The 8,941-nt window shown below is 32.9% G+C and carries 2 protein-coding genes; both read left to right on the forward strand.

Translation table 11 applies throughout. From position 1 onward, the window contains the following. Nucleotides 1-616 precede the first annotated feature (616 nt). The gene (locus tag BUB47_RS03115) at nucleotides 617-4,138 is read left to right on the forward strand and encodes an RCC1 domain-containing protein (protein WP_073183680.1); all 3,522 of its coding nucleotides are present in this window, start codon (nucleotides 617-619) and stop codon (nucleotides 4,136-4,138) included. 68 nt (nucleotides 4,139-4,206) lie between these two features. Then, nucleotides 4,207-8,941, forward strand: a 4,735-nt coding sequence (locus tag BUB47_RS03120) for a Cna B-type domain-containing protein (protein WP_143270595.1), incomplete at its 3' end; no start/stop codon positions are given.

Genomic DNA, 8,941 nt, shown 5'->3' on the forward strand with positions numbered 1-8,941 from the left:
ACTAGTATGAAGGGTTTAAAAACATGAGAAAAGGAAATTTTTATGTTGAATAAAGAATTAATAGTTTTGGAAATATAAACTTACTATACTGTACTATGATAAGGCAGATTATTTAAAAAAATAATGATTATTAATAAACTAAAAATGTACACTAAATTAAAGATGTATATTAAATTTTAAAACTAAAAATTTTAAAAATATTATTTAATTAAATAAAAAAAGGAATCTTAATAAGAGCTTGAAAAGGTTGAATTAAAAGGTTATGTGTTTCGGAAATTAAAACATTGGATATTTTGGCATACAATATTAAAATTGTATATAAAATTGTTTCTATACGAAAAAAATATGATATAATATTAATTAATTAATGTAGTTTAAAATTAAAATATACAAAATTGGTGTAATTAATTTTAAGGCACATAATACTTTTCAAAAAATACATATTTAAAAATTTAAACTATATAGTACATTATATTAGCTTTAAATAAGACAACAACTAAGTGGATAGTTATTTTTGCAATTGCTGTAACTGAAACTTCTCAATTAAACTCACTTGATTTACATTTTAGTTACAATAATTTTATAAATAAATTAAATATAAAGGAGGAATAAAAAGTTGAAAAAGAAAAAGTTTTTAAGCTTAGCACTTGTAGGTGTAATGCTTTCAGGATTAATTACCCCGGTTAATGCTGAAGAAAATGTTAGTGCAATAGCGGAACCGGAACAGAAGACAGATTATTTAACGGCAGCTGACTTATATGAAAGATATAAAATTGCCACCGGAGGAACCACCCAAACGCAGAATTATACATTTGATTATAGTAAAGATGCACCAATATATGATCAACTGTCTATAATTAGATTTACTCAAACGGCGTCAGGTAAACTTGGAGGTCATGCGCTGGATGTTCAAGGTAAAGTTTGGTCTTGGGGATATAATCTTTCAGGGAGAACTGGAATAGGACAAACTGCAGCACAACAAATGTACCTTGGAGGACTTAGGAGAATTCCATATTTTGTAGATAAGGATATCAAAATTGTAAAAATTGCTGCAGGTTATGAAACCGGCTATGCACTTTCAGACCAAGGTAAGCTATATGCTTGGGGTAGAGGATTAGAAGGTCAAATGGGCAACGGAACAAATGCAACTACAAATGTAACTCCGGTTGAAGTTAATATTTCAACGAAGATAGTTGATTTTTATCCTGCAAAAGCAAATCAGGCACATCATATAGCAGCAGTAGATGAAAATGGAGATATTTTCATGTGGGGATATGGATCTGGAGGTAGAATACCAGGATCAACAGGTTATAATAGTACTCCAATAAAAGTTTCGCTACCTACATTATCCGCTGGGGTAAAATTTATTAAGGTATCTCCTGGAGACCATCACACACTTGCATTAGCTGATGATGGAACGGTTTGGGCAATGGGCAGTAGGGCAAGAGGAGTACTTGGAGATGGTAGTACGACAGGAACGACTACCACATTTAGTAAAATAAATGCATTATCAAATATAACAGCAATAGACACTAGTTATTCAAGAAATGTTGCTATGGATAAGGATGGAAATGTTTTTGAATGGGGGCAAATTTTTGGTGGAGGACCAAGTAGAGGAGGTTCTCGTGTAGTAAGTACACCTACAAAAGTTATCATTAATTCGGAAGATATAAACCACGTAGGATATACGCCAAAAGCTCAAAAAGTTTTTGCTGGTGAATCCGTATCATTCTTTATTGACCAAAAGGGGCGTACTTGGGCTTGGGGTGACGGTAGATATCATGGTCAAGCAAGAGAAGGTGGATATATGGATGCTCTTGATTTTAGGCAAACAGAAGCTACACTATATCCAAGAATAACAGGTGATGGTGATACACAAGATAGAGATAGAGATAAAAAATTTCCAATATATGCAACAAATGATTCCGAGGATTTGAAACAATCTGGCCTTGCGAATAAACATGGGTATGGATTCAACAATTTGCACCCAACTGCTTGGGATGAGAAGTATATGCTTAAAGATGATAGTGGAGTAGTTCTTGATAATAACGGCAAACAATTGGAATATAGATCTGATGGATATTATTATGAAAAAGGTACTAACACAAAAGGAATGCCTGCAATTGATCCTAAAGAATCTTGGATTGGTCTTACATTTTTACAACCAGGATATACATATGATATATCAACAGAAAGATCATCTTCGGTTTTCCTAGATTTATCGGGCAATATTTTCAAGACATCCTATGATGGATCAGGCTCTATTGCATGGGGTTGGGACTGGGATTCAAAATATTTTGCTGGACCGGATGCTTCTAAAAATGCAGAAGATGGAATAGCTGATGCTTATGTATATGAATATGTATATATGAGAGGTTTACCTTCTAAGACAAATCCTACTATTACAAAACCAACTATGGAAAATATAAAGATATATAAGGACGATGAAAGCTTCAAACCTTTAAATGTTACATTAACGGCAGAGATACCGGAACAAATAAGGGATGATAATTTAGGACTGGTTATAGATGCAGAACTAGAATCAGTTGATTGGGTATTTGTACCATACAATATGGAAAACTCAGATGCATTTAATTTAGATATATCTGGAGAGACTAAAACTATAACAGATATGTCTACTGGACAAGTTCAGGAAATCGAAAGTGATTTTGATCAACTAGTGAATAAAAAAGACGAGGATGGGAACCCACTATATATAAGTGAAAGAGTCAGAGATGGAGAATATGAAGCATTACAACCAGGTGAAACTAAAATAGATGTTTCTGTGCCTGTAACAGATAATGGCATTTTGTTTATTAGATCATCTTTTAACCAATATGGAACATCAAATGGAACAGTAGAGGCAGTAGTAATAGATAATTTCTATACTAAAGCGCCGATAGTTCATAATGGTGTTGGAGATGCAAAGAATTTTGCAGATAATGGTGGCAAAGAAAATATGCCTGTATATGCAAACACATCAGAAAATGTTGTAAAAACTAAAGACGATAGTAAAGACACTAAACTACCAGAAGAACAATCTAAAAAATTAATTGGTTTCCCATTAGATGTCAATGGAAAGGTAATTAATTCTAGACCTACACCTGGTGGAAACTCAGTTATTAAAGATGTAGCACCAACTTTTGGTTATGACACTGTAGAAGTTTCCAGTTATGAACCAACTAAGTTTAAGGCAGATGGTTGGGATTTATTGAAATTAGGAACAACAGATATTGCTACAACAATCCAAAAACATCCAACAATAACATTAGATGATAAACAGACAATTGAGTGGGTTGGAGATACTGATGAAGAAAAATTGATTGAAAATATTGATGAAGAAACAGGTAAGACTAAGAAAAAAATTAAAGAAATAGAATATGTTTTCAATTATATAGCAAATGGAAATATTTTATCTAAAGTAAACGCAGAATTTCTACCTATAGAAAACTCAACACAAATAGATGAACATTATGGATATGTTAAACTTACAAATCCAGATGAAAAATTTGGAAGGTTCTATGTATTTAAGAAGGAATATTCTGAAGAGACTACATTGGATAAAAAACCTATAAATGCATTAGAAAAAGATGAGAATAATGAATATAAAAATCTTATAGGAGTGTTTGAATCTGATGGAAATGGTGTTCTTATAACTAATGGTGAAAATGAGCAAGACAAAGCTTTTTATGAAGCGTTGGCCGGAGTTTATGGCGGAAATGGCGCTGGAAAAGTTCGAAGAGATGACACTGAAAGTGGAGGGTCATACCCAATAGAAGTCATTTTCCAAGAAGGGCCAATTACAGTAGATAAAGAAACAGAAAAACCTATGGAATTTGGACCAGGACAAAAACTACTATCAAATAGCGATGTAGCAAAAGTAGAAGACAGAGTAATCAAAGAAAGAACAATGATAGAAATAGATTACGTAGATGAAGAGCTAATCATGTTCTATACAGATGATGGAGCAACTGTAACAGTTTATGCAAATGGAAAAGAATTAAAGGCAGCAGACACAAGTTTAGATGAAGAACTTAAATATATTATATTTGCAGAAAAACAAGCTCCAGGAACAACACTTACAATTGTTGTTAAAGCACCGGATAAATCTGAATCTAGAATTGATGTGACAGTGTAATAAAATATTAACAGAGTAAGTTTGAGAAATAACTTACTCTGTTAATAAAAAAAGGAGAGTGAAGAAATATGTCGAAGACGATAAAACATTTTTCTAAGAAAATATCTTTATTTTTGGCATTAATAATTCTTCTATCCACTCCAATTGAAGCTTTCGCCCAAGTTAAAAATGCTTATGACAATGAAGTGGAAATTGTTGAAAGTGAAAACAATGGCGAAGATGTTTCAGAGAGTGAGGATACTGGAAACAGTGTAGAAGAAAACGAAGATATTGACAATTCTGAGGGAAATAATCCGGAAGTTGGTTTTCCGGAGGAAGTAATTCCTGAAGAAGAAATATCGGAGGAAGTACAAGCATTAGTAGAGGTAGTTACAAATTCACAGAGAGAAGAAATTACAAGTGAAGAAGAAGTTGTAATCAATACAGAAATTAGAAACTATGGCAATGATGTTGCTAGAAACCTTGTATACAATTTTGAACTTCCGGAAGGACTTGAATTTGTAAATATAAATTATTCCTCAAATATGGAAGTCAATGGTAATTTTTACAGTGCTTATTTTGGAGACTTAAATCCAAATGAGGTAATTAATGTAGAAATAACATTAAAGACAACGGCAACAGTAGAATCCGGAAGAATTCAATTCATGAATACTGTGCAAGGAGATAATATAAGTGAAGTAGAAAGTTCTACAAGCTTCAATGTTGTCGCAAAGGGTGAAAAGTCAATAATAAAGGCAGGAACTTATCCGGGAGCTTCAACTGGAGAAGTTAAATTTACGATAGATAGTGGAGATCCGTTAGTAGATTTAACAGCAGCGATTCAAGAAGCAATAGAAGCCATGGAAGAAAATGATGAAATATCTTTTAGAAGTATGCTTCCACAAAGAGATGTATCATCAGAGGGAATAGATATTGAATTAAAAACTGTATATGAGCCAGTGGCAAATAGTAAATATAAATTGGACGATTATTTAAATAATCCTTTAAAAATATATTTACAAGCTAAATATGAAGGTGGAGAAACTGGTGGTACAGAAGAAGGAATTGATGTTACTGACAAATTAACTCCAAAAGATTATGAATTCAGTATAGACGATGTATTAAATGGTGCTTCTAAAATAATACCGGTAAAAATTGAAGGATACACTGACAGTAATGAGTATTTGGAAACAACCTTTGCAGTGTCTTTTGACATGAGCTCATTTAAAAAAGCAAATGGCTCATCATTAGAAGGTTATTTATCAGTAAAACCTGGTGGAAGTGGAACTGAAGCGAAACCTGTAATTACAATAAGATTTGTAGAAGTATCACTACCGGAAGGACCACTAGGCGGAATTGCGCTGAATAAAACAGTGAAAAACACAATTACTAATACAGAATATCTAGATACTGTGGATGCTGAAGCAGGGCAAATTGTAGAATATAAAATTGATGTAACTAATAATTCAAATATTACACAAAAGATTTATATAGAAGATCCAATCCAAGATGGTTTGGAAAATTTAAAACTAATTTCTTCTGAATTTATGTCAAATGATGGGGTGGATATTTTTATTGAGGACACTCTTGCTTCTGGAGAAACAAAGCCATATATTTATCAGGCTGAAATTGGTTTATCAGCAGTAGGAAAAACCATAACGAATATAGCATCTGCAGATAAATTAACAGAGTATACAGGAGAAATAACAGCAGCTGACAGAATAGCCATAAATAGAGCAAACGATGGTGATACTGTTACTTTGAAAAGTGGAAAAACTGGTGTAGTATACGGAAAAGTTTTTTGGCTTACTGAAGGTAAAACAACTGATAGTGCTAATGTTGTTGTAAAACAAATATATACAGAATATTCAGGAACTAAGATTTGGATAAACGAAGATAATTTAGAGGAGGAACGTCCTTCTAAAATAGAGGTGGAGTTATACAAGAGAACTGATGAAAGCTCAGTACTGATAGATACCAGAGAAGTAACTGAAACTGGAGGTTGGAACTATAAGTTCACTGATTTAATAAAATATGAAAATGGAAAAGAAATTGACTATTTTGTAAAAGAAAAATTCTATGACGAAGATAAAGAAAAAGAATTAGACTATATTTCTAAGTATCCTGGTACAGACATAGAAAATACCTATGCGCCACGAAATACATCACTAGAAGTGTCAAAAGTATGGAATGATGGAAAGAATCAGGATGGTATAAGACCGGAAAATGTAACAATTCAGCTTTTTGTTAAAGCAAAAGGCTCAACTGAAGAAGCTAAATTCAAAGAAGAAAAAATATTAAACGAGGATAATAAATGGTATTGTAACTGGACAGATTTACCGAAATATGACGGTGAAACTGAATTAGAATATAGCGTAAAAGAAATACCGGTTCCGGGATATAATGATGAAGAACAAGGTCTTCAAACAACTGGAGATAGAGGAGTAATAATAATTACTAATACTCATGTTCCGGAAGTACGTGAAGATTTAAAGGGATCTAAGACTTGGAACGATGATGATAATAAATATGAGAAACGTCCAAGTGAAATCACTGTAAATTTATTGGCAGATGGTAAAATTGTAGAAAGCAAAATAGTAACCGAACAAGATAGTTGGAGCTATGAATTTACTAATAAGCCTACGTATAAAGAAGGTAAAGAAATAGTTTATACTATTACAGAAAATCCAGTTGAAAATTACAAAACTACAATTGAAGGTTTTAATATTACCAACAATTATGACAGATCTTCTTTCACAGCAACAAAAGTATGGGAAGGCGAAGAAAAAGTAACTCGTCCTACCATGAATTTTGAATTGTGGAGAAAAATTGAAGGGAAAACCGATGAAAAGGTTCCTGGAGAACTTGTTAGGAAAATAACTGGAACAGAGACAACAGCAATATGGAATGACTTAAACAAGACAAATGCTGCTGGAGAAGGATATACATTCTATGTAAAAGAAAATTTTGCAGAAAAGAATGTAACAAATGGTAACTGGACACTGGGAAGTTTTGACTTTGAAACAAATTCTATTACAAATAAAGTAAATGCCCCAGTAGGAAAACTTACTATTACAAAAGAACTTCAAAATGAACTACAAACACGTGCTAAGAGATCTATAGATGACCAAGGTAGATTGGTCTTTGAAGTTACAGTAACGGGACCATATGGTTATAATGAAGTGGTTAAATTAACTGCAGGAGAATCCCATACACTTGAAAATTTGTACTATGGTGAATACACAATTTCAGAAACACAAGCTCATGGTTATGTTCCAAGCTATAAAGTGGGAGATGTAGAAACTATAACAGGACCTGCAAAAGTTACGTTAAAAGCAGCTGAATTAGGTGCAGATGGAAAAGAAGTAACTCCAGCAGTTAAAGAAGCTAATATTATAGTAACAAATAGTAGAAAAGGCGGTACTACTGACCCAAATAAATTAGATATAAAAGTAACAAAAGCTTGGGAAGGCAATATAGTAAAGCCGGACGTTACTATAGAACTTTGGAGAAAAGGTGTAAAACTTGATGGAACTGCAATTAATGAACAATTAGGACAATTCCAAGCGACAACAAGTATTGAAGATGGGTTAAGCCATGAATTTAAAGGTTTAGCAAAACATGATCCAAGCGGAAGAGAATTTGAATACTATGTTGTGGAATCAAATGTTCCGGAAAACTATGAAGTAAGTTATTCGGGAGACAAAACAGAAGGTTTTGTCATAACAAATAAATTGAAAACACCGGAAGGCAAAATTACTATTTCAAAAGAGTTTCATAATGAAGTAGAACCGCAAACTCGTATGATGAGAGCGGCTACAGACCCAATTGAATTTGAATTTGAAATAACAGGACCTAAAGGAACCTTAGATGGTATCACAGGTTTAACAAAAACAGCCGAAGGAAAATATACATTTAAATTAAAAGCAGGAGATTCTATAACTCTTGATAAAATGTATTATGGCGAATACAAAATTGAAGAAATAGGAAAACATGGTTATGTTCCTAGCTACAAAGTTGGAGAAGAAGCAGAAACATCTGAACCTGCAAAAATCGTATTAAAAGATGCTACATTAGATGCAAATGGAAAAGAAGTAACTCCAGCAGTTAAAGAAGCTAATATTAAAGTAACCAATAGTAGAGAAGGTGGACCTACCGATACAAACGGATTGGATATTGAAGTAACAAAAGTTTGGGATGGCGGACCAAAACCATCAACAACTATAGAGTTATGGAGAAAAGGCGTAGAACTTGATGGAACTGCAATTGATGAACATGTTCCATATGAAGATGGAAAAGCAAGTTTAGTAACACCAGATAAGATGGAAGGTGTTGAAGAAGACGAAATATCAACAACATTTGAAAAACTTGCAAAACACGACCCAAGTGGTAGAGAATTTGAATACTACGCAAAAGAACCTAATACTCCAAAAGATTATATTGTGGAAATAACAGGTGATAAATATACAGGATTTGCAGTAACGAATAAATATAATATTATAGCAGGTGCTTTTGAAACAAATAAGACTGTAGACGTATCAACAGCTAACCCAGGAGATACAGTAACATTTACAATTACAGCTAAAAATAGTGGTGCAACTAATACATTAATAAATAATGTAGTAGTAACAGATAATGTGCCAGATGTATTTGAAAAAGTAACAGCAACAGCTACAAAAGGAGCTGCAGATTTAGTAGTAAATGTAGACGGAAATATGGTAACTACAGAAGAAACTACTTTAAATGGTGGAGAAACAATCACTGTAATAATCACAGCAAAAGTAAAAGCTGATGCAGAAGCAGGAACTTACGAAAATACAGCAG

This window comes from Anaerosphaera aminiphila DSM 21120 (assembly GCF_900129925.1).
Classification (GTDB): Bacteria; Bacillota; Clostridia; order Tissierellales; family Peptoniphilaceae; genus Anaerosphaera; species Anaerosphaera aminiphila.